The 21653-nt window shown below is 66.5% G+C and carries 22 protein-coding genes and 1 riboswitch; of the genes, 18 read left to right on the forward strand and 4 right to left on the reverse strand.

Translation table 11 applies throughout. The features are described 5' to 3' along the window. Both ACK42S_RS05995 and msrA read right to left on the reverse strand, forming a co-directional pair. Window positions 1-436: ATP-binding cassette domain-containing protein (locus tag ACK42S_RS05995; RefSeq protein WP_409704499.1), on the reverse strand; the 436-nt coding region annotated here is incomplete at its 3' end. Then, window positions 433-975 (reverse strand): peptide-methionine (S)-S-oxide reductase MsrA, encoded by a 543-nt coding sequence (gene msrA / locus ACK42S_RS06000; protein WP_409704501.1) that lies wholly within the window; start codon window positions 973-975, stop codon window positions 433-435. The genes msrA and ACK42S_RS05995, both read right to left, overlap by 4 nt. A gap of 119 nt (window positions 976-1094) precedes the next feature. Here msrA and ACK42S_RS06005 point away from each other — a divergent pair, with 119 nt between their 5' ends. Continuing rightward, window positions 1095-1907: a YdcF family protein gene (locus ACK42S_RS06005; protein ID WP_409704503.1), complete on the forward strand. Its 813-nt coding sequence runs from the start codon at window positions 1095-1097 to the stop codon at window positions 1905-1907. 260 nt (window positions 1908-2167) lie between these two features. Here the strand turns inward: ACK42S_RS06005 and ACK42S_RS06010 are convergent, their stop codons facing one another. Further along, the gene (locus ACK42S_RS06010; RefSeq protein ID WP_409704505.1) at window positions 2168-3718 is read right to left on the reverse strand and encodes a UbiD family decarboxylase domain-containing protein; all 1551 of its coding nucleotides are present in this window, start codon (window positions 3716-3718) and stop codon (window positions 2168-2170) included. A gap of 254 nt (window positions 3719-3972) precedes the next feature. Between ACK42S_RS06010 and ACK42S_RS06015 the strand changes: the two genes are divergently transcribed. From ACK42S_RS06015 to ACK42S_RS06055, 9 genes are all read left to right on the forward strand, one after another. After that, window positions 3973-4875: a lytic transglycosylase domain-containing protein gene (locus tag ACK42S_RS06015; protein ID WP_409704507.1), complete on the forward strand. Its 903-nt coding sequence runs from the start codon at window positions 3973-3975 to the stop codon at window positions 4873-4875. Window positions 4876-4951: 76 nt separating this feature from the next. Then, window positions 4952-5081: riboswitch (ZMP/ZTP riboswitch) on the forward strand. Window positions 5082-5166: 85 nt separating this feature from the next. After that, window positions 5167-6414: a serine hydroxymethyltransferase gene (gene glyA / locus ACK42S_RS06020; RefSeq protein WP_409704509.1), complete on the forward strand. Its 1248-nt coding sequence runs from the start codon at window positions 5167-5169 to the stop codon at window positions 6412-6414. Between the two features lie 18 nt (window positions 6415-6432). After that, window positions 6433-6891: a transcriptional regulator NrdR gene (gene nrdR, locus ACK42S_RS06025; protein ID WP_019560971.1), complete on the forward strand. Its 459-nt coding sequence runs from the start codon at window positions 6433-6435 to the stop codon at window positions 6889-6891. 137 nt (window positions 6892-7028) lie between these two features. Then, window positions 7029-7517: a GspH/FimT family pseudopilin gene (locus ACK42S_RS06030; protein WP_409704511.1), complete on the forward strand. Its 489-nt coding sequence runs from the start codon at window positions 7029-7031 to the stop codon at window positions 7515-7517. Continuing rightward, window positions 7507-7983 (forward strand): type IV pilus modification protein PilV, encoded by a 477-nt coding sequence (pilV, locus tag ACK42S_RS06035; protein WP_409704513.1) that lies wholly within the window; start codon window positions 7507-7509, stop codon window positions 7981-7983. The genes ACK42S_RS06030 and pilV overlap by 11 nt, the downstream gene beginning before the upstream one ends. Before the next feature lie 7 nt (window positions 7984-7990). Next, window positions 7991-9010, forward strand: a complete 1020-nt coding sequence (locus ACK42S_RS06040) for a PilW family protein (RefSeq protein ID WP_409704515.1) — start codon at window positions 7991-7993, stop codon at window positions 9008-9010. Further along, a complete protein-coding gene (locus ACK42S_RS06045; RefSeq protein WP_409704517.1) occupies window positions 9007-9588 on the forward strand; it encodes a PilX N-terminal domain-containing pilus assembly protein in 582 nt (193 codons plus the stop codon). Before ACK42S_RS06040 ends, ACK42S_RS06045 begins: the two co-directional genes overlap by 4 nt. Before the next feature lie 14 nt (window positions 9589-9602). Then, complete coding sequence (locus tag ACK42S_RS06050) at window positions 9603-13046, forward strand: pilus assembly protein (RefSeq protein ID WP_409704519.1); 3444 nt, start codon at window positions 9603-9605, stop codon at window positions 13044-13046. Window positions 13047-13077: 31 nt separating this feature from the next. Continuing rightward, window positions 13078-13524, forward strand: a complete 447-nt coding sequence (locus ACK42S_RS06055) for a type IV pilin protein (RefSeq protein ID WP_409704521.1) — start codon at window positions 13078-13080, stop codon at window positions 13522-13524. A gap of 4 nt (window positions 13525-13528) precedes the next feature. Here the strand turns inward: ACK42S_RS06055 and ACK42S_RS06060 are convergent, their stop codons facing one another. Beyond that, window positions 13529-14029 carry a GspH/FimT family pseudopilin gene (locus ACK42S_RS06060; protein ID WP_409704523.1) on the reverse strand — a complete coding sequence of 167 codons (501 nt, stop codon included), beginning with the start codon at window positions 14027-14029 and terminating at the stop codon, window positions 13529-13531. Window positions 14030-14241: 212 nt separating this feature from the next. On the opposite strand from ACK42S_RS06060, the gene ribD reads away from it, so the two are divergent. The 8 genes from ribD to ACK42S_RS06100 all read left to right on the forward strand — a co-directional run bounded on the left by ribD (window position 14242) and on the right by ACK42S_RS06100 (window position 21499). Next, window positions 14242-15324: a bifunctional diaminohydroxyphosphoribosylaminopyrimidine deaminase/5-amino-6-(5-phosphoribosylamino)uracil reductase RibD gene (gene ribD, locus ACK42S_RS06065; protein WP_409704539.1), complete on the forward strand. Its 1083-nt coding sequence runs from the start codon at window positions 14242-14244 to the stop codon at window positions 15322-15324. 55 nt (window positions 15325-15379) lie between these two features. Further along, a complete protein-coding gene (locus tag ACK42S_RS06070; protein WP_409704525.1) occupies window positions 15380-16012 on the forward strand; it encodes a riboflavin synthase in 633 nt (210 codons plus the stop codon). A 26-nt stretch (window positions 16013-16038) separates the two neighbouring features. After that, window positions 16039-17139, forward strand: coding sequence for a bifunctional 3,4-dihydroxy-2-butanone-4-phosphate synthase/GTP cyclohydrolase II (gene ribBA / locus ACK42S_RS06075; RefSeq protein WP_409704527.1), 1101 nt, complete (start codon window positions 16039-16041; stop codon window positions 17137-17139). 27 nt (window positions 17140-17166) lie between these two features. After that, complete coding sequence (ribH, locus tag ACK42S_RS06080; RefSeq protein WP_409704529.1) at window positions 17167-17631, forward strand: 6,7-dimethyl-8-ribityllumazine synthase; 465 nt, start codon at window positions 17167-17169, stop codon at window positions 17629-17631. Then, a complete protein-coding gene (gene nusB / locus ACK42S_RS06085; protein ID WP_409704531.1) occupies window positions 17628-18104 on the forward strand; it encodes a transcription antitermination factor NusB in 477 nt (158 codons plus the stop codon). The genes ribH and nusB overlap by 4 nt, the downstream gene beginning before the upstream one ends. A gap of 12 nt (window positions 18105-18116) precedes the next feature. Next, window positions 18117-19283, forward strand: coding sequence for a pyridoxal phosphate-dependent aminotransferase (locus ACK42S_RS06090; protein WP_409704533.1), 1167 nt, complete (start codon window positions 18117-18119; stop codon window positions 19281-19283). A gap of 118 nt (window positions 19284-19401) precedes the next feature. Further along, on the forward strand, window positions 19402-21099 hold the full coding sequence (locus tag ACK42S_RS06095; RefSeq protein WP_409704535.1) for a serine/threonine-protein kinase: 1698 nt from the start codon (window positions 19402-19404) through the stop codon (window positions 21097-21099). A 4-nt stretch (window positions 21100-21103) separates the two neighbouring features. Further along, window positions 21104-21499 (forward strand): TssQ family T6SS-associated lipoprotein, encoded by a 396-nt coding sequence (locus tag ACK42S_RS06100; protein ID WP_409704537.1) that lies wholly within the window; start codon window positions 21104-21106, stop codon window positions 21497-21499. The last annotated feature ends 154 nt before the right edge of the window (window positions 21500-21653 follow it).

Below are 21653 nucleotides of genomic sequence, written 5' to 3' on the forward strand. Positions count from 1 at the left end.
GCGCCACACGCTGCGCCTCGCCACCGGAAAGCGCAGGCGGGCGGCATGCGGCCAGGTGCGAGACCCCCAGCGCCTGCAGCACGTGAGCGATGGCCCGTCGATCGACCGGCCGCCCCACGGCCACGTCCACCAGGGCCAGGTTGTCGGCCACGCTCAGGCTTTCGCTCAGATGCAGCCGCTGCGGCAGCACGCCCAGCCGGGCCGCACGCCAGGCATCACGCTGGCGCGGCGACAGCCGGTGCAGCGGCGTGCCGTCGACCTCGATCTCGCCGGTGGTGGGCGTCAGCAACCCGGCCAGCAAGGCCAGCAGGCTGGACTTGCCCGTGCCCGAAGCCCCACGCAGCAACAGCACGCGCCCGGCCTCCAGCCGCAGGTCGGGAAAGCGCAGCAGCGGGCCGCGCGGATGCTGCAAGCTCAGATCACGCCAGACGATCATCCCGAGCGCACCTTGTGGGCGAAGGTCCGGCGGAACTTCTCCACCTTGGGCGCAACGACATGGGCGCAATAGCCCTGCTCGGGATGCTTCAGGAAATAGTCCTGATGGTAGGGCTCGGCCGGCCAGTAGTTGTCCACCGGGGCGACCTCGGTCACGATGGGGTCCTTCCAGGCCCCGGCTGCCGTCAGCTCGGCGATCATCGCGCGCGCCACACGCTCCTGCCCGGCGTCGTGGAAATAGATCCCCGAGCGGTACTGGGGCCCCACATCATGGCCCTGGCGGTTCGGCGTCGTGGGATCGTGGATCGTGAAGAAGATCTCGAGGATCTCCCGCAGACTGATGCGTTGCGGGTCGAAACGCACGCGCACGACCTCGGCATGACCGGTCTGCCCCGAGCACACCTGTTCGTAGCTGGGGCTGTGCCAGCTCCCGTTCGAATAGCCCGACTCCACGTCGAGCACGCCTTCGACGCGGTCGTACACCGCCTCCAGGCACCAGAAGCAGCCTCCGGCCAGGGTGATCTCTTGCGCTTCGGACATCGCCAGGCTCCAAAGCCGCCAAGCTTAACGAAGCTCGCCGCGGGTCTCGGCTTGGGGCGATGAACTGCAGGGGCTTTCCTGCACAATCGCGGCGTCCCCCCCGGCCTCGATTGCAGCCCATGTCCGACAGCCTCGCGCCCTATCTGCCTTACCTGCTGGCCCTGGTCCTGCCCCCCGGGGTGTTCATCGTGCTGCTGCTGGTCGGCCTGCGCCAATGGCGTCCACGCCGCGCGCTGGGCATCGCCCTGGTGTTGCTGGCCTGTGCGGGGTTGTGGCTGGGCTCGACCACGGGCTGGGCCTGGGTCACCCAGTCCTTCGTGCTCAGGGTGCCGCCGGCGCTCGGCCCCATCGACCTCGATGAGCTGAAAACCCAGGCCAAGGCCCAGGCCAAAGGCAATCCCACTGTGGCCATCGTCGTGCTGGGCGGGGGCCTGGTGCCACGCTCGCCGGATTACCGCCTGTCGGACCTGTCGGCCACCGGCCTGCAACGCCTGCGCTACGGCTTGTGGCTCGCGCGCCAGACCGGCCTGCCGCTGGCCTACAGCGGTGGCATCCCGTATGGACTGCCTGAATCCGTGACGCCCGAAGCCCGAGTGGCTGAACGCATCGCACGGGAAGAGCACGGCACCGCCTTGCGCTGGGTGGAAGACGGCTCGCGCGACACCCGCGAGAATGCCGGCCGCACGGCGGCACTGCTGCGCCAGGCCGGCGTGCGCAAGATCGTGCTCGTCACCCATGTCTGGCACATGCCGCGCGCACAGCGAGCCTTCACCGAGGCCCTGGGTGGCAGCGGCCTGACAATCCAGCCGGCGCCGATGGGGCTGCTGCCCCTGCAGACCTCGCACCTGGCCCACTGGTCTCCAAGCCTGCCAGGGCTGATCGAGAACCGCCACGCCTGGCGCGAGTGGCTCGCCCTGGTGCTGGGATACTGAGACAACGACCGCACCAAGAAGAAACCCCTCCGAGCCTGACCGGCCGGAGGGGGGGTGGCGTGACGCCACGTTTCGGGGCTCCGGAGGGAAGAAGTCCGGGGCTCCTTACGCGCAGAGACTGCGCATCGGAAACACCTGCAACCGTGCAGGCGACTCAAAGATACCGAAGCCAGCCGCCGGACGCCAGTTCGCATTTCCAATGAGCAGGCAGGCCTCCATTACCGCCCGCCATGACCGGGCCCGACGCCCCGCCGTGGGCCTCATGAGAACAAGCGCTCGTACAGCGCGTCCATGCGCGAGCGCACCTGCGCGTCCATCGTGATCAAGCGGCCCCATTCGCGGTGCGTCTCGCCGGGCCACTTGTTCGTCGCATCGATGCCCATCTTGCCCCCCAGCCCCGACACCGGCGAGGCGAAGTCCAGGTAGTCGATCGGCGTGTGTTCCACCAGCGTGGTGTCGCGCACCGGGTCGGCCCGGGTGGTGAGGGCCCAGATCACGTCGGCCCACGAGCGGATGTCCACATCCTCGTCGGTGACCACGATGAACTTGGTGTACATGAACTGCCGCAGGAAGCTCCACACCCCGAACATCAGGCGCTTGGCATGGCCCGCATAGGCCTTGCGCATGCTGATGATGGCCATACGGTAGCTGCAGCCCTCGGGCGGAAGATAGAAGTCCACGATCTCGGGAAACTGCTTGCGCAGGATGGGCACGAACACCTCGTTGAGCGCCACCCCCAGCACGGCCGGCTCGTCAGGCGGCTTGCCGGTGTAGGTGGAGTGGTAGATCGGCGATTCGCGCATCGTGATGCGCGACAGCTCAAACACCGGGAACCAGTCCTGCTCGTTGTAATAACCGGTGTGATCCCCGTAAGGCCCTTCCAGCGCGTGCAGGTAGCCACCCTTCTCCTTCAGGGGCACACCGTGGGGCGAGGTCCCCGTGTACCCCGGCGCCGCCACCGGGATGTGCCCCTCCAGCACGATCTCGGCACTGGCGGGCACCTGCAGCCGGGTCGCCCCCTCGCCGACGGCCGTGTCCACCACCTCGGTGCGCGAGCCGCGCAGCAGGCCGGCGAACTGGTATTCCGACAAGCTGTCGGGCACGGGCGTCACCGCCCCCAGGATGGTGGCCGGGTCCGCCCCCAGGGCCACCGCGATCGGGAAGGGCCGGCCCGGCTGGGCCAGCGCGAACTCGCGGAAATCCAGCGCGCCGCCCCGGTGGGCGAGCCAACGCATGATGAGCTGCCGCGGTCCGATCACCTGCTGGCGGTAGATGCCCAGGTTCTGGCGCACACGCGGATGAGGCACCGACTGCGGCCCACGCGTCACCACCAGCCCCCAGGTGATCAGCGGCGCCACATCCCCCGGCCAGCAATGCTGAATGGGCAGGCGTGAGAGGTCCAGCTCCGCCCCTTCCCAGACCACCGACTGGCACGGCGCCTGCCGCACCACGGCCGGCTTCATGTCCCACAGCGCCTTGGCCATCTGCACCAGTCGGCCAGCGTCCTTGAGCCCGCGCGGCGGCTCGGGCTCCTTCAGCCGGGCCAGCAGTTCGCCAATGCCCCGCAGGGCCTGCACGTCCTCCTCCCCCATCCCGAGGGCCACACGTTTGGGGGTGCCGAACAGATTGCCCAGGACCGGGATGCGGTGACCCACCGGCTGCTCGAACCACAGCGCCGGGCCACCCGACTGGAGGACACGGTCGCACAAGGCCGTCATTTCCAGGTGAGTGGACACTGGCTCGTGAACACGCCGCAGTTCGCCCATGGCCTCCAGCTTGTCAACAAAGTCACGCAAATCTCGGTACTTCATAACCTTGCATAATTAGCAATCGGATTCAAAGGCTTGACTGGTTATTTCGAGCCTTCCTAGAATCCGACCGTCTCCCATCAGGGATAACCCGCACCGGCTGCCGGTGCACTTCACGCTGCCAATGCCATCAACCGCCCACCCGGGCCTTGCATCCTGCAGGCGCCTGACTTTCTAGGGTGGCGGGGCATTATCTCCGCGGGCCAGGCCGGGCCACGACACCGGTCGTCCGGTCCCCGCGGACGGAAAGGAGTGACATGACAGCGACCCACACCCTGCGGCACCGGGTGTCGCAGACAACGCAGTCGATGGCCCGCTGCGTCTCGGTTTTCGTCCGGGACGTCGGCCAAGGCCTGCTCGACATCAGCCACAACGGCCTGGCGCTGCTGGGCCTGCTCGTGCTGGGTGCGACCCTCTTCGGCCTGGGCCGGCCCGACCTGCGCCACCAGTTGGAACAGCATGCCCTGGGCTGGCTGCTCCAGCGCCAGGAGGCACGCCTGAGCGAGGACGAGAGCCTCGTGGCCGCGCTGGCCGAGCCTGAGGCCATCCGGCGCGTCACCGCCGCGGACCCCCGCGAACTCGGCAAGGAGCAGGCCGCGATCGTCCAGTGGATCTCGCGCCGCTACCGCGTCGCGCCCGAGCCGGTGGCCCGGTTGGTCAAGGAGGCCTGGGAGGTCGGTGAACGCACCGGCCTGGACCCCACCTTGCTGCTGGCCGTGATCGCCATCGAATCGAGCTTCAACCCCTTCGCCCAGAGCCCGGTGGGCGCCCAGGGCTTGATGCAGGTCATGACCCGCGTCCACGATGACAAGTACGAGGCCTTCGGCGGCACCCATGCGGCCTTCGACCCGGTGAGCAACCTGCGCGTGGGCGCCCAGATCCTGCGCGAGTACATCAGCCGCGCCGGCAGCCTGGAAGGTGGCCTGAAGTGGTACGTGGGCGCGGCCAACCTGCCCCACGACGGCGGCTATGCAGCCAAGGTGCTGTCCGAGCGCAACCACCTGCGCAACGTGGCCCAGGGCCGCCCGGTGCCCGTCACGGTGCCGCAACTCGTGCGCACCAGCGCCCCGGCCACGGCGCCGGCTGCCGCAGCCTCCGCGCCCGAGACCAATGCTGCCCATCAGCCAAGCGCCGACACCCAGGTGGCCCAGGCCTCCTGAATCCCCAGCTTGCGGCACCCGGCCCGCGGTGCTCCTGCGCACCGCAGGCCGGTGTGCCGCGTTCTCCAGTACACTGCGGCCGTTGCACAACTGGCGATAAGGCCCACCCCGCCCCGGGGTGAGCGCCTGAGGTGGTGAACCACCGGGAAGTGCAGCCGGCGGCCGCCTCGGGCGCCGCCGTTTCGCCGTTCGCCTGGGCAGCCCTCCGATCCAGCACGCGGTATGCGGGTGCGCTGTCGCAGCCGCCGCCGGCACTACGAGAGGGACTTCATCGCACTGAAGAGGACTGCCATGTTCGACCGCTCCACCTCCACCGTCGCCAACGTCGACCCCGAGATCTGGGCTGCCATCCAGCAGGAAAACCAGCGCCAGGAAGACCACATCGAGCTGATCGCCTCCGAGAACTATGCCTCCCCGGCCGTGATGGCCGCCCAGGGCAGCCAGCTCACCAACAAATACGCCGAGGGCTATCCCGGCAAGCGCTATTACGGCGGCTGCGAATACGTCGACATCGTCGAGCAGCTCGCCATCGACCGTCTCAAGGCCTTGTTCGGCGCCGAACATGCCAACGTCCAGCCCAACTCCGGCTCCCAGGCCAACCAGGGGGTGTTCTTCGGGCTGCTGCAGCCGGGCGACACCATCATGGGCATGAGCCTGGCCGAAGGAGGCCACCTGACCCACGGCATGCCGCTGAACATGTCCGGCAAATGGTTCAAGGTCGTCAGCTACGGCCTGAACGAGAAGGAGGAGATCGACTACGACGCGATGGAGCGCCTGGCGCACGAGCACAAGCCCAGGCTCATCATCGCCGGGGCCTCCGCCTACAGCCTGCGCATCGACTTCGAGCGTTTTGCCCGGGTTGCCAAGGCCGTCGGCGCCTACTTCATGGTGGACATGGCCCACTACGCTGGGCTGATCGCCGGCGGCGTCTACCCCAACCCCGTGCCCTTTGCCGACGTGGTGACCTCCACCACCCACAAGAGCCTGCGCGGCCCGCGTGGCGGCATCATCCTGATGAAGGACCACGTGGCCAAGCAGATCAACAGTGCCATCTTCCCCGGCATCCAGGGCGGCCCGCTGATGCACGTCATCGCTGCCAAGGCCGTGGCCTTCAAGGAAGCCCTGTCGCCGCAGTTCAAGGCCTACCAGCAACAGGTGGTCAAGAACGCCCAGGCCCTGGCCGAAACCCTGATGGCCCGCGGCCTGCGCATCGTCAGCGGCCGCACCGAAAGCCACGTGATGCTGGTCGACCTGCGTCCCAAGGGCCTGACCGGCAAGGAAGCGGAAGCCGTGCTGGGCCGCGCGCACATCACCTGCAACAAAAACGGCATCCCCAACGACCCGCAAAAGCCCATGGTCACCAGCGGCATCCGCCTGGGTTCGCCGGCCATGACCACCCGCGGCTTCACCGAAGCCGAGGCCGTGGCCACCGCCCACCTGATCGCCGATGTGCTGGACAAACCCCAGGACGAAGCCCACATCGCCGCAGTGCGTGCCAAGGTCCACGAACTGACCCGCCGCTTCCCGGTCTACCGCTGACCCCACCCGCCACCGGCCATGCGCTGCCCCTTCTGCGGCCACGAGGAAACCCAGGTCGTCGAGACCCGTGAATCCGACGAGGGGGACGTGATCCGGCGGCGGCGGCGCTGCATGGGGTGCGACAAGCGCTTCACCACCTACGAGCGCGCGGAGATCGAATACCCGTCCATCGTCAAGAAGGACGGGCGACGCACCGAGTTCGACCCGGCCAAGCTGCGCGCCTCGATGACACTGGCGCTGCGCAAGCGCCCCGTCAGCGCCGAGGCGCTCGACCAGGCCGTCTCGCGCATCGAGACCTCGCTGCTGCACAGCGGCGAGCGCGAGGTCAGCAGCACCCGTGTGGGCGAATGGGTCATGCGCGAGCTCAAGCGCCTGGACAAGGTCGCCTACATCCGCTTTGCCTCCGTCTACCGCAGTTTCGATGACGTCAGCGAGTTCATGAACGCGGTGAGAGAAACTTCACGGCGCGGGCGCTGAGGGCGAACTCGCCGTTCCGTACGTCGGGGCCGATAGGCCATTCGTCGGCCCGAGGGCAAACTGAGTTCGCGACCTGTTAGCCTACGAGTGCCGCAAGCGGCCTGACCCTTGCCGATTGCGCATCGTCGAGACGAACAATGATCGTGAACCCCCATCCATCGCGCTCAGGCGACTTCGCAAACCGCCTTCGTGGCTTCACGCTGGTGGAACTGATGGTGGCCTTGGCAGTGCTGGCCATTTTGCTGGCCATTGGCGTGCCAAGCTTCCGTCAACTCATCGAAACCAATCGCGCGGCCTCGCAGGTCAATGAGCTGATCGGCGCGCTGCACACCGCGCGTAGCGAAGCCGTGCGGCGCAACGCAGTTCATCGGTTTTGCACCAACGACACCGACTGGATCATTCGCACTCCCACGTCGAACGCGGCCATCCGTCAGGGCCGGCTGCAAGCCAACACCAGCGTGAGCCAAACCTGTATCGACTTCCGCCCCGATGGCCTGCCTTACTCGTGCACATGCGGCAACAATGCCGTCGGCGCCAATCTTGTGACTGCCGGCCAAATCACCGTCACGGCGGGCGCACAAAACCGAAACATCCGTGTCAGAACAGGCTCCATCCATGTCGAATGAACGCATCGCCGGTGCCAGACGCCGCCACCGCATTGGCGCCCGGCCCATTCGCGGCGTCAGTCTGATCGAAGTCTTGGTGGCCGTCTTGGTGCTCTCCATCGGTTTGCTGGGCATCGCAGGCCTGCAAGCGCGAGCGTTGAAAAACAGCCAAAGTGCCTACGAGCGCAGCCAAGCCGTTGCGCTGACATACATGATGCTCGATGCAATGCGCGCCAACGTGGATCAAGCCCGAGCAGGCAGCTACGTTCTGGGACGTACGTGCTCCGTACTGTCCGGCGGCAGCTTGATCGCCAACGATCAGCGAATGTGGTTGCAAGCACTCAAGGAAACGCTCGGCGACCGCGACAGCACCTGTGGCGAGATCTCCTGTCAGGGTGCCGTATGCACCGTCCGTGTGATTTGGGATGACAGTCGGGGCACCGAAGGCAGTGAAACCCAAACGGTCGAAACCACCAGCCAGCTTTGATCGCCCCATGAGCGCACTGATTGCTAGATCCGCAAACCAACGCGCCACACCCCGAATCGCGCGCGGCATTGGCCTGGTCGAGCTCATGATCGCTTTATTGCTCGGCCTGTTCATCGTCGGCGGCGTTATCAACATTTTTGTGGCCAACCGGCAGGCGTTTCGCGCGACCGAGCAGCTTTCGCGCATGCAGGAGCACTCCCGCATCGCGTTCGAGCTGATGGCACGCAGCCTTCGCGAGGCGGGAGGCTCCAACTGCGGACGCAACCTGCCCACAGCCATCGTCATCAGCAATGCAGCGAACTATTGGTGGGCCGACTGGGGTGCGGGGCTGCGTGGTTTCGAATCGGATGAAGCCGCTGGCGCCGTTGACTTTGGCAACGCTGCGGGGCAACGCGTCAACGGCACCGACGCATTCTTGGCCATTCGCGCCGATGGCAACACCGGCGCCGCCATCGTCTCTCACGACACGTCCACTCAGGCATTCACCCTCAGCACTGCCAATCACAACCTGGCGTCCGGGCAAATCGCGGTGGCCTGCGATTTCCGGCAACTGGCCGTGTTTCAGATATCGGCCGTCAACGGAAGCTCGGTTAGCCACACGGCAGGTGCGGGCGTGCCAGGAAACTGTGTCGACAGCCTGGGTATGAGTTGTGCGGGCACTCCGACGAATTACCAATTCCAGGCGGGCGGCACCGTGCAAGGAATCGCCAGCGAAACCTGGTACATCGGTCACAACGGCCGCGGCGGCCGCTCCTTGTATCGCGCCCGCCTGGTGGGCAATGCAACGGTCCAAACCGAAGAAATCGCCGAAGGTGTGCAGGACCTGCAAGTCAGCTACCTCGAAATGAACGCCGATGGCAGCCTGCCCGACAACTACCAGGACGCCGACCTGATCAGCGACTGGACTCGCGTCGTCGCTGCGCGTTTGACACTCATTCAACGCAGCACCGAAGCCGTGGGCACCGATGCAGCGCCGCTGGAGCGCCGGGCCTTTCACGTCGTCAGTCTTCGTAATCGCCTGCCATGAAACCCTCCCCCGTATGTGCATTGCACCGTCCAAGCCATCGGCCACGAGGCGCGGCGCTGATCATCGCCTTGGTGCTGCTGGTCGTCATCACGTTGGTTGGCGTGGCCAGCTTGCGCGGCGTCGTGCTTGAAGAAAAGATGGCCGCCAACCACTTCGATCGCAGCCTCGCTTTCCAGGCTGCTGAAGCGGGATTGCGCGCGGGTGAGGCTTTGGCTCTGGCCCAATCGCAAGCAGTACCGGCGCACCCCTTGGCCGCTGCCTTGAGCGTGCCCACTTCGGCGGCCCAATGCAGCAGCAGTTGCAACTCGGGCGTGTGCGCCCCGCCAGGTCAATACTGTCACGAGCGCTGGAACCGTTCGGACTTTACCGGTTGGGTCAATGTCACTGGTGTCAACCTCACTGCACAAGCGGGAGGCGCACCTCAGTACTTCATCGAATTTCTGGGCAGCAATTTCCCATGCGACCCGGCCCAGCCGGCCAGCAACCTCAGCTGCACTCGGTATCGCGTCACGGCCCGCAGCAACGCCGGCGACGGGCGAGCCGTCGTGATGCTGCAATCGATCTACGCCACTCAGTGAGGCAAGGAGCCCCCATGAAGACCTCCATGCACGCCGCCTGGCACCGCAAGCTTTGCGTCTTGTCAGCCACCGCTCTGCTCAGCGCCGCACCAGCGTGGGCAACGATTGACTTTCCTCTCACGCCCTTGCAAATCGGTTCAACCGTCCCGCCCAACATCCTGTTCCAGTTGGACGACTCCGGCTCGATGCAGTTCGAGATCATGCCGGATGAAAATATTCCGGGCGTCAATACTCGTAACGTCTACTATCTTTTCCCCCCGCCAAACAACCTGTATGCGGCCGGCAATTACGTTGTAAGCGCCACCAATCCGCGATCTCGGGTGTTGAGCTTCGACGATAACGCTATTCATAATGTCGCGCTGAGATCTTCCACACGCAACACAACGTTTTACGACCCCCAAATCACCTATACCCCTTGGCGACGAGCCGATGGATCCAGCTTCGGCAATGTGCCCCCGCAATCCGCGCCCTGGAATCCGACAAATCCCGCTGCGGGCGTGGTCGATCTTAGATCGCAGCAATCAGCCAACATGCGTTGGATCAGATGCGGGGACGCCGGAAATGACACCAGCTGCACACAAGCAGATGAGACAAGGAATTATTATCCTGTAACGTTCTATGTCAAAGCCAGGACAGGGAGTGACCTTGATCGTACAACCTACGATCGGTATCAGTACCGGTCCAATACTTTATATCGAAGAAATCTACAGACCAACGCTGAAACGCCCGTTTCAACGGTGAATTGGGGAAGCGGAAGTTCCACGGTCACCCGTACCGCCGCCGAAGAGCTGCAAAACTTCGCCAATTGGTTTTCATATTATCGCTCGCGGATTTTGGCCGCACGAGCCGGGTCATCACAGGCTTTCGCTAATCTAGGCTCCGGATACCGTGTAGGCTTCATCACCATCAACGAAGCCACGCGCACCTCGGTCGATAGCAACACACGAACCAGTGCCTACATGCCCATTCCGACGACGGGCGGGTTTGAGGGTACGAACAAGGCAGACTTCTACCAGCGCCTGCTCGAAACGCCGATTCCTGCTCAAGGCACCCCTCTGCGCACGGCTTTGGACTGGGCCGGGCGCTACTTCCAGCGCACGGACGCCAACGGCCCCTGGGGGCCAGGTGGAAGTGCAGACCAGGTGACGTGCCGGCGCAACTACAACATCCTGACCACAGACGGCTACTGGAATGACAGCCCGAGCCTGACCCACATTGGCAATTCCGACAATACCAATGGCTCAGTTCACCGGTCGGCCTTGCCCAACCGCAGCGATTACGGCTACCAAGCAGCGCGCCCCTACAGAGATAGCTATTCCAATACGCTGGCAGACATCGCCATGCACTATTGGAAGAACGATCTGCGCCCCGACATGGACAACAACGTGCCCGGGGGAGACACTGACGCCTTCTGGCAACACATGGTCACTTTCGGCTTGTCCATCGGGGTGCAAGGCACGCTCAATCCATCCACCGACTTGCCGGCGCTGACCGCCGGCAGCCGTTCTTGGCCAGACCCCACTTCGGCAAACGCTCACAAAATCGACGATCTGTGGCACGCCTCGGTCAACGGTCGGGGTACTTTCACCGCGGCGAGCAATCCTGATCAGTTCCGTTTGGGGCTGGTCGAAGCCTTGCGCAACATTCAAAACCGTTCGTCGTCGGCTTCCAATGTGTCGGCCAACAGCACGCAGCTGGTGGATGGAGCCCGGGTCTTCCAGGCCAGTTTCGAGGTGCTCAACAACGAATGGATCGGAGACCTGAGGGCTTATCCGATTTCCACCTCGGGCGTTTCGACCACCCCTTCCTGGAGTGCCCAGCAGCGCCTGCTTTCTCGCACCCCGAATGACCGGCGGATCTACTCCCACAATGGATCGGCCGGGATCGATTTTCGCTGGTCCAATTTGAGCGCCTCGCAACAAACAGACCTGGGCAGCGAATCGGTCGTGAACTATTTGCGCGGCGATCGTTCGATGGAATACGACGGCAGCAATGCCACCTCCCGGCCGTATCGGCCCCGCACGCAGTTGCTCGGCGACATTGTCCATTCCTCACCCGCGTTCAACCCGGATACACGCACCGTCTTCATCGGTGCCAACGATGGCATGCTCCACGCGTTCAGTGTGGACAACGACGGACGTGAGCAATTTGCGTACGTCCCGGGTATGTTGACGCCCAAATTGCGTCAGTTGTCGGATCGCAGCTATGTGCACGACTACTTCGTCGACGGGGAGATCGCTGTGTCTCGGCGTGATCAAACGGGAGGGCGCAACTACTTGATTGCGTCTCTCGGACGAGGTGGCAAGGGTTTGTTCGGACTTGATGTGACCGACCCGGCCAATTTTGGAGCTGCCAATGTTTTGTGGGAGCTGCCCGGCTCGCGAGACGATGACTTGGGCCACGTGGTCGGAAAACCCGTGATCGTGAGACTGAACTCCGGTCAGTGGGCAGCCTTGGTAGCCAATGGCTACAACAGCGTCAACGGCCGAGCGGTTTTGTTCATCATCGGGCTGAATGACGGGCAAATCCTGGCCAAGTTCAACACCGGCGTCGGCTCGCCAACCGCGAAAAACGGGCTGGCCACCCCTACCCCCTACGACATCGACGGCAACGGAACAGCCGACGTCGTCTACGCGGGAGATTTGCTAGGCAATCTGTGGAAGTTTGACGTGCAAGCAACGTCGTCCAGCAGTTGGATGATCGGCAACAGCGGCCTGCCGCTGTTCACCGCGATTGGCCCCGATCTTGTTCCGCAGCCGATCACGTCGGCCCCTGCCGTCGTGACCAACAACCGAAACGGAACCACCCATTATGGAAGCCGCTTCGTGCTGTTCGGCACAGGCCGTTACATGTCCAGCTCTGATCCGTCGGTGAGCAACATTCAGTCGATCTATGGCGTGATCGACGATGGCACCCCGATTCTGAATCGCTCGTTCCTGCGCGAACGCACCATCACGGCGGTAGGCAACGTGGCCGGACGTTCGGTTCGGAGTTTTTCGACCACCAGTGCCGGCGACATGGAAGGCCGGCGCGGTTGGTACATGGATCTGGTGCAGCCGCCATCGAGGACGGCCCTCGGCGAGCGGGTCGTGTCCGCGCCGTCGGTGGTCAATCTCGCTTACCCCACCTTGCTGGTGGCGTCGATCATCCCAGAGTCCACTCAATGCAGCAGCACAGGACGTGGCTACTTGAACGCGCTGGACCCATTCAGCGGCGGCTCGCTGCCCGGCAACATCTTCGACGTCAACAACGACAATGCTTTCAACAACAGCGACATGCTCGATGGCAATGTCGTCGGCTCGATCGATTTGGGGGTGGGCATGGGCACGGAGGCCATCGTGGTTGGCAATCGCGCGGTGCAAGGCGGATCCAATGTCACGCGAGGCCCGGCGAGTATTCAGCTGAACATGGGAGGGGCACGCGTTGGCCGGATCTCGTGGCGAGAAATCGTTCGCTGACACACTCGCGCATTGAAATAAGGTTGACATCATGGCATGGTCAGTTTCTCGCTTTCGGCAACACGGCTTCACGCTGATCGAAATCCTGATCGTCGTGGCCATCATCGGCATCCTGGCCGCGATCGCCTACCCCAGCTATCAGCAGCACGTGGTGGGCACACGCCGGGCGGCAGCGCAAGCCTGCTTGGTCGAGTTTGCTCAGTTCATGGAGCGCTTCTACACGACCAACCTACGGTACGACCAGAACGTCGCCGCAACGGCAGTGAGTCTGCCCCAGACTCAGTGCAGTACCGATTTGGCCAACTTCTACACGTTTGGGTTTGCGGCGAATCAGCCGACCGCAACGACCTACACGTTGCAAGCTCAGCCGCAAGGAGCGCAGGCCACCGCTGACACCCAGTGCGGCACCTTGACGCTGACGCACACCGGCGCCAAAGGCATCACGGGCAGTGCCAATGTGGCAGCCTGCTGGCGTTGATCGGTCAAGGCGTGCCCATGGGTTCGCACACCGAATCGAGCGCTCGTTCTTTTCTGACACGGCCGCTGGCGCTCATCACAAGTCGTGTGGACGGGCCCGAAGCGGATGCGCAGATGCTGAATGTGCCCGCCAGAAACGCTCCATGGGTTTGGACGGGACGGCCACTGGGCTCGAAAAGCACGTAGCGCTGCATAACACCGCTGGCTTGAATGACAATCCCCGGACGCATCGCATGTGAGGCCAGTATGTCTTCACCATCGCCCCACCGGCCGTCAGCGTTCGCGTCCAGGTGCACCCGCCACCCGTGGCTCCATTGCTCATTGAAGGGGGTCAAGGCCACCGGCTGCCCTTTAGCAATTGCCGCTGAGCGTGCCAAGGCGAGGTGGGATTCCAGCAATGACGAAACTGCGTGGCTGCGTTGTTCGCGCCACCACTGTGCGGCAGGTCTTGCCGCCGCAAGGCTGAGGATGCCAACGATCGCCAAACCGGCCAGCAGTTCCACCAAGGACCACCCACCGCCCACCCCCCGCGGTCTCGGATAAGCTTTCACTTTCTTTTCCCCCCTGAGGAAATGTCAAACCCCGGTCTGTGCCGGTCGTCCCGACGGCGCGCTTTCTGTGGGCACGGCCATCGGTGTATGAAGCTCGGGCGGGAGTCTATGTGGATGCTTTGGTGAGTTCTCTCCCCCAGACAGGTGATCCCGCCGATGCGCGGCGCATGCACGAGGCCCTGGCCCAGGCGGCACAGGCGTTGCGGGTGTGTCCGCCCAATCCGGCGGTGGGCTGTGTCATCGTGTTGCCCGACGGCCAAGTGGTGGCCGCCCACACACAGGCCACCGGCCAGGCGCACGCCGAGGCCCACGCCCTGGCCTTGCTGCGCCAGCGCGGGCTGTCGGCCCGGGGCGCCACGGTCTACGTGACCCTGGAGCCCTGCTCCCACCACGGCCGCACGCCACCGTGCGCCGACGCCTTGATCCGCGAGGGCGTGGCCCGGGTGGTGGTGGCCGTCCAGGATCCCAACCCCCTGGTGGCCGGCCAGGGGATCAAGCGCCTGCGCGCCGCGGGGGTGCGGGTGGACGTCGGGCTGATGGGCGAGGAGGCGCGCGAGCTGAACATCGGCTTTTTCTCCCGCATGCTGCGCGGCCGCCCGTGGGTGCGCCTGAAGGTCGCGGCCTCGCTGGACGGCCGCACCGCGCTCGACGATGGCCGCAGCCAGTGGATCACGGGTCCCTCGGCCCGGGCCGACGGGCACGCCTGGCGCGCCCGCGCCGGCGCGGTGCTCACCGGCATCGGCACGGTGCTGGACGACGACCCGCGCCTGGATGTGCGCGAGGTGGACACGCCCCGCCAGCCGCTGCGGGTGGTGGTCGACTCCCGGCTCGAGACTCCGCCTGCGGCCCGCATCCTGCCGCCGCCGGGAGAGGTGCTGATCTACCACGCCGAAGACCAAGCGGCCCGGCGCGCCGCCCTGGAGGCGGCCGGCGCCCGGTGTGTCCGCCTGAGCGGCCCGGGCGGCAAGGTAGACCTGGGCGCGATGCTGGCCGATCTGGCGCACCGTGGCATCAACGAGCTGCATGTGGAGGCCGGGCACAAGCTCAACGGCTCGTTCGTGCGCGAGGACCTGGTCGACGAGTACCTGGTCTACCTGGCGCCCCGGCTCATCGGCCAAGGGCGGGAGATGATGCGCTTCGGCCCGCTGGCCTCGCTGGACGACGCCCCGGCGCTGGCCTTCCTCGATGTCGAGCGGGTCGGCCCGGACCTGCGCCTGCGCGCCCGGCCGCCGGGACGCGAGCGTTTCTGAGCGGGCCTGACCCGCGCGGCGGCGCGGATGCCGGCTCCCTGCGACAATCCGGCCCATGTTCACCGGCATCATCAGCGGCATCGGCCGCATTCTCGAGGTCACCCCCCTGGGCGACAGCGTCGCCCATGGCAGGCGCCTGCTCATCGAAGCCCCGGCAGGCTATCTGGACGACGTCCAGCTCGGCGACAGCATCGCGCTCAACGGCGCGTGCATGACCGTCACGAGCTTCGACGCCGGCACGGCGCGTTTCACGATCGACATCTCGGCCGAAAGCCTGGCAAAGACGGCCGGGCTGGATGCACCAGGCTGGGTCAACCTGGAGAAGGCGCTGCGCGCCAGCGACCGCCTGGGCGGACACCTGGTGAGCGGCCATGTGGACGGCCTGGGCACGGTGACACACTTTGCGCGCGTGGGCGAGTCCTGGGAGCTGCGAGTGCTCGTCCCGGCCGAGCTGGCTCGGTTCCTGGCCTACAAAGGCTCGGTCACGGTCAATGGCGTGAGCCTGACGGTCAACCGTGTCAACGACCGGCCCGACGGCGCCGAGATCAGCATCAACCTCATTCCCCACACCGTCGAGCACACCACCCTCGGGCGGCTCACGCCCGGCGCGCGCGTCAACCTGGAAATCGACCTGATCGCCCGCTACGTCGAGCGCATGCTGGCCGCCGGCCAACCGGCCGGGGGCTGAATCCGCCCCCCTACAATCCCACCCCTATGCCCATCTCCCCGATTCCCGAGCTCATTGCCGAGCTGGCCGCCGGCCGCATGGTCATCCTCGTCGATGAGGAGGACCGTGAGAACGAAGGTGATCTGGTGCTCGCCGCCGACCATGTCACGCCCGAGGCCATCAACTTCATGGCCAAGTACGGACGCGGCCTGATCTGCCTGACGCTCACGCGCGAGCGTTGCGAGCGGCTGCAGCTTGCGCCGATGGCCGCGCGCAACGGCACCAAGCATGGCACGGCCTTCACGGTGTCGATCGAGGCGGCCACCGGCGTGACCACCGGCATTTCGGCGGCCGACCGGGCCCGCACCGTCCAGGTGGCCGTGGCCCGAGACGCCAAACCCTCCGACCTCGTGCAGCCCGGGCACATCTTCCCGCTGCAGGCCCAGGACGGCGGGGTGCTCATGCGGGCCGGCCACACCGAGGCCGGCTGCGACCTGGCAGGCATGGCCGGCCTGACCCCGGCCGCGGTGATCTGCGAGATCATGAACGACGACGGCAGCATGGCCCGGTTGCCCGACCTGGAGGTCTTCGCGCAGACACACGGGTTGAAGATCGGCACCATCGCCGACCTGATCGAATACCGCAGCCGCAACGAATCGCTGATCGAACGCCTGGGGCAGCGAGGGCTCAACACCCCGCACGGCAGCTTCGAATGCACCGTCTACCGTGACCGCTCCGGGGGATTGCACCTGGCCCTGGTCAAGGGGCGCTGGTCACCGCACGACGAGGTGGTGGTGCGTGTGCATGAACCGCTGTCAGTGCTGGACCTGCTCGACGTGGGCGAATGCACACATTCCTGGCCGCTGGGCCGGGCGCTGGCCCGGTTGCAGCAGGAGGACCGCGCCGTGGCCGTGCTGCTCAACTGCGGTGAAGGCACCGAGGAACTGCTTCGCCGCCTCGCGCCGGACGAGACCACCCCGCCGCTGCGCTCGCCGGCGCAGATGGACCTGCGCACCTACGGCGTGGGCGCACAGATCCTGCGTGACCTTCAGGTCACGAAAATGAAGCTGCTGGGCAGCCCACGACGCATGCCCAGCATGGTGGGCTACGGCCTGGAAGTGACGGCCTTCATCGGCCCGGAACAGTGAACGACCGCGAAAAAGGAAGGCACACGCATGCAAGGCGCTGACAAGGGCCGCCCGGCCCGTCTGGACGGCGAGGATCTGCGCATCGGCATCGTGCAGGCCCGTTTCAACGAAGCCCTCACGAATGCGCTGGCCACCGCCTGCCGCACCGAACTGGCCGCGCTCGGCGTGGCCGACAAGCACATCGAGCACGTGACCGTGCCCGGCGCACTGGAAGTGCCTGTGGCCCTGCAGGCCCTGGCCGAAAGCGAACGCTTCGATGCCCTGATCGCCCTGGGCTGCATCATCCGGGGCGAGACCTACCACTTTGAACTCGTGGCCAATGAAAGCGGCGCGGGCGTCACGCGCGTCTCGCTGGACTACGAGCTGCCGATCGCCAACGCCATCCTCACGGTGGAGAACGAGGCCCAGGCCTGGGCGCGCGCCGAAGAGAAGGGACGGGATGCCGCCCGTGTGGCCGTGGAGATGGCCAACTTGCTGGAAGATCTGTCGTGACCGCAAGCCCCCCCAAAACTCGCCGTGCGCCGGCAAAGTCGGCACGCCGCCGATCGCGCGAATTCGCACTCCAGGGACTCTATGAATGGCTGCTTTCGGGCAGCGACGCCGGGGTGATCGATGCCCACGTGCGTGAGCAGGATGGTTTTGCCAAGTGCGACACGGCCCACTTCGACGCCCTGCTGCATGGCTGCATCCAGGAAGCGGCCGACCTGGACGCCGCGCTCGCACGCCATGTGGATCGCAAGACCAGCGAGCTCTCGCCGGTGGAGCATGCGGTGCTGCTGATCGGCTGCTACGAACTGCGCCATTGCCTGGACATCCCCTACAAGGTGGTCATCAACGAGGCCGTCGAACTCGCCAAGAGCTTCGGTGGCACCGATGGCCACAAGTACGTCAACGGCGTGCTCGACAAGGCCGCGGCCGACCTGCGGCCGGCCGAGGTGCAAGCCGCCCGTGCCCCGCGCGCCTGAGGTCTGCGACCCATGAAATTCGCCTCGCGCACCGGGCGCATCGCGCCCTTCTACGTGATGGAATGCGCCAAGGCGGCCGCGGAGCTCGCGCGCAGCCCCGCCTGTCGCGACGAGCCGATGATCTACCTGAACATCGGCGAGCCCGACTTCACCGCCCCGCCCCTGGTGCGCGAGGCCGCCGAGCGCTGCCTGCGTGACGGCCGCACGCAGTACACCGATGCCCTGGGGCTGCTGCCCTTGCGAGAACGCATCAGTGCCTGGTATGCGCAGCGCTTCGGCGTGGAAGTGCCCGCCCGGCGCATCGTGCTGACGGCCGGAGCCTCCGGCGCGCTGCAGCTCGCCTGCCTGGCGCTGGTGGAGCCGGGCGACGAGATCCTGATGCCCGACCCGAGCTACCCCTGCAACCGGCATTTCGTGTCAGCCGCGGAAGGCCGCGGGGTGATGGTGCCCAGCGGCCCCGAGCAGCGCTTCCAGCTCAGCGCCGCTGCCGTCGAGGCCGCCTGGACCGAACGCACGCGCGGCGTGCTGCTGGCCTCGCCGTCCAACCCCACCGGCACGTCCATCGCCCCGGACGAGATGCGTCGCATCGTCGCTCAAGTGCGCAGCCGTGGCGGGGTCACGATCGTCGACGAGATCTACCTCGGCCTGAGCTATGACGAGGCCTTCGGCGTGGGCGCGCTCACGCACAGCGATGATGTCGTCACAATCAACAACTTCTCGAAGTACTTCAGCATGACCGGCTGGCGCCTGGGCTGGATGGTGGTGCCCGAGCCCATGGTCGCCGTGGTCGAGAAGCTGGCGCAGAACCTCTACATCTGCCCGTCCACCGTGGCCCAGCATGCGGCGCTGGCCTGCTTCGAGCCCGAGAGCCTGGCCGAGTACGAGCGCCGCCGTGCCGAGTTTCGCGCCCGGCGTGATTTCCTCGTGCCCGCCCTCAATCGCCTGGGGCTGACTGTGCCGGTGATGCCCGATGGCGCCTTCTACGCCTGGGCCGACTGCTCGGCCTTCGCGACCGACAGTTGGGACCATGCCTTCGAGCTGATGCACCGCGCCCACCTGGCCATCACCCCCGGACGGGATTTCGGCCAGGCCGATACGAAGCGCTACCTGCGCCTGTCCTACGCCACAGCCATGGCCCAGCTCGAGGAAGCCGTCGCCCGGCTGCAACGCTGCCTGTGAGCGCGGCGGCGCGGGCTGCAAGCCCAGGACACACAACTTACCGGCAGAAGCACTTTTCGCGGGCATTTCTCACACTGCGCGCCCACAGCGCGTCAAGGGCTTCGTCTAAGCTGCGCACGTGGATTTCCAGAAGACCATCTTCGCACTGACTCCGGAGCAGGCCCGGTCGCGGCACTCGCGCGACGGGCAGGATTCGTCGCAGTCTTTCGATTCCACCCAGCAGCTCGACACCGCCCATGGCTCGCTGTTCGGTGAGCTGGGCGAGCCCACCGGGGGCCCCGGGCCCAAGCGGAGCGGTCCGGCCTCCATCCCCCCCGACGAACTGCCCACGATCGGTCACATCGGGCGCTATGCCCTGAAGTACCGTCTGGGCGAGGGTGGACTCGGGACGGTCTATGCGGCCCAGGACCCGCTGCTGTCGCGTCTGGTGGCCATCAAAACCCTGGGGCTGGAGCTGTCCGCCGAGGCCCGCGAGCGCTTTCACAGCCTGTTCCTGAACGAAGCCCGCGCGGTGGCGAGCCTCAACCACCCGCACATCGTCACCGTCTTCGATGCCGGCACCAGCCCGCAGGGGGCCTACATCGCGATGGAGCTGCTCAAGGGCAAGGACCTGCGCCAGCTCATCAAGGAAGGCTGGCGGCCGCGGCCGGTGGAGGCGGCGCTGATCGTGCGCCGCGCCGCCGACGCCCTGGCTTACGCCCATGCCAAAGGCATCGTCCACCGCGACGTGAAGCCGGCCAACATCTTCATGACCGGCCGCACCCAGCCGAAGGTGCTGGACTTCGGCATCGCGCGCGTGGCCAGCCAGCAGGAGTCGGGCACCGAAGACGACTTCGCGGCCGGCTCGCCCTACTACATGGCCCCCGAGCAGGTGCGCCACGACCCGGTGGACCGCCGTTGCGACGTCTACTCGCTCGGGGTGGTGCTCTACGAGCTGCTGTCGGGCGTGCGCCCCTTCCGGGGAGCGACGCTGTCGGAAATCGCCGAGGCCGTGCTGCATCACCAGCCGCCGCCGGTGCACGAACTCAACCCGGCGGTGCCGCCGGCGCTGTCGCAGATCGTCGCGCGGGCGATGGCCAAGGACCCGGAGCACCGCTACCGCTCGGCGCGGGCGCTGTCGCGCGAACTGCGGCACTGGATCGAGGAGCAAGCCGACGCCGCGGAGCACGACGAGACCCTGGCCGCTGAACACCGCCGTGGGCGTGTGCGCCGTCTGGCGCTGGCCGTGGCTGCGGGCGTGTCTGCCGGCGCGGCCTTGTGGCTGGGCCTGGCCTCATGGATTGACGAGCCGGTCGCAGCCGCCCCGCCCATGGCGGCCGGGCCCGCACCGGCCCCGCCGCCCGCCCCGGCTGCCAGTGCCGTCCTGGCAGCTGGGGCCACCGTGGCCGAGCCCCCAGCCCCTGGGCCTGTGGCCGACACGGCCGGGCCCGAGGACGCGACTGCCCCGGCCCAGGCGCCTTCGGCTCCGGCCGCAGCCCCGGCCGCGGTCCGTCCCGCGGCGGCCCGCGAGCGCCCGTCCTCCCCGGGGTCGGTCGCCCCCCGCCCGGCCAGCCGCAACCCGGCCGCCACCGCAACGACGGCAGCGCCACTGGCCACCGGCGAAGTGGTGTTGGCCATCAGCCCCTGGGGGCAGGTCGAGGTGAACGGGGCCCCGGCGGGCATCGCCCCGCCGCTCACCCGCCTGACCTTGACCGAAGGACGGCACACGATCACCATCCGCAACGATGCCTTCCCGCCGCACCGGGTGACCGTGACCGTGAGCCCCGACCAGCCCGTGACCCTGCGGCACAAGTTCGAATCCGCCTCCGGCCCCTGATGTGATGAAAGCTCTGACGAGTTCGATCCTGGCCCTGGCCGCCCTGGCCGGCTGCGCCCCCTTGCCTGTGGCCTCACCCGTGGTCGGGGTGACCGAGCTGGCTGCCCGGCCCGCCGAAGGCGCCTTGCTGGCGGGCCTGAAGGCCTATGACGATGCCCAGTACGCCGAAGCCGAGCGCCGGCTGAACCAGGCCCTGCAGGCGGGGCTGGCCTCGCCCAAGGACCAGGCCGCCGCCCACAAGCACCTGGCCTTCATCTATTGCACCAGCCAACGTCAGGCCCGGTGCGAAGCGGCCTTCCGGGCGGCGCGGGCCGCTGACCCCACCTTCGACCTGAGCAAGTCCGAGGCGGGGCACCCGCTGTGGGGACCGGTCTTCCTCAAGAGCCGCCAGTCGCCCTGACGCCTGCACAGCGATAATGTCGGTTTTGCCGACCCGGCTGCCCGCCGGGCCGGTGCCTGTCGTCCATGTCAGCTTCCATCGCCGACCCTGCCTGCGTCGTCCATCGCCATCCGGTGCGCGTGTACTGGGAAGACACCGACGCCGGCGGCGTGGT

The organism is Caldimonas sp. (genome assembly GCF_046289365.1).
Classification (GTDB): domain Bacteria; phylum Pseudomonadota; class Gammaproteobacteria; order Burkholderiales; family Burkholderiaceae_C; genus Caldimonas.